Genomic DNA, 856 nt, shown 5'->3' with positions numbered 1-856 from the left:
ATATGCAACCGGATTTACCAGGTCACACCCCCTACACGCTTAAACCGGGACAACCGTCGCCCGGCTAGCCTAGCCTTCTCCGTCCCCCCTTCGCAGTAACACCAAGTACAGGAATATTAACCTGTTTCCCATCGACTACGCTTTTCAGCCTCGCCTTAGGGGTCGACTCACCCTGCCCCGATTAACGTTGGACAGGAACCCTTGGTCTTCCGGCGAGCGGGCTTTTCACCCGCTTTATCGTTACTTATGTCAGCATTCGCACTTCTGATACCTCCAGCAACCCTCACAGGCCACCTTCAACGGCTTACAGAACGCTCCCCTACCCAACAACGCCTAAGCGTCGCTGCCGCAGCTTCGGTGCATGGTTTAGCCCCGTTACATCTTCCGCGCAGGCCGACTCGACCAGTGAGCTATTACGCTTTCTTTAAATGATGGCTGCTTCTAAGCCAACATCCTGGCTGTCTATGCCTTCCCACATCGTTTCCCACTTAACCATGACTTTGGGACCTTAGCTGGCGGTCTGGGTTGTTTCCCTCTTCACGACGGACGTTAGCACCCGCCGTGTGTCTCCCGTGATAACATTCTTCGGTATTCGGAGTTTGCATCGGTTTGGTAAGCCGGGATGGCCCCCTAGCCGAAACAGTGCTCTACCCCCGAAGATGAGTTCACGAGGCGCTACCTAAATAGCTTTCGGGGAGAACCAGCTATCTCCCGGTTTGATTGGCCTTTCACCCCCAGCCACAAGTCATCCGCTAATTTTTCAACATTAGTCGGTTCGGTCCTCCAGTTAGTGTTACCCAACCTTCAACCTGCCCATGGCTAGATCACCGGGTTTCGGGTCTATACCTTGCAACTA

Annotated in this window: 1 rRNA gene; it reads right to left on the bottom strand. The window is 54.0% G+C overall.

Annotation, left to right across the window (positions count from 1 at the left end):
* Nucleotides 1-856 (bottom strand): 23S ribosomal RNA (locus FOT55_RS12500); the annotation flags it as partial.

The organism is Serratia bockelmannii (genome assembly GCF_008011855.1).
GTDB classification, from domain to species: Bacteria; Pseudomonadota; Gammaproteobacteria; order Enterobacterales; family Enterobacteriaceae; genus Serratia; species Serratia bockelmannii.
The sequence above is the reverse complement of the archived record's forward strand: the minus strand, read 5'-3'. Positions and strand labels throughout refer to the sequence as shown.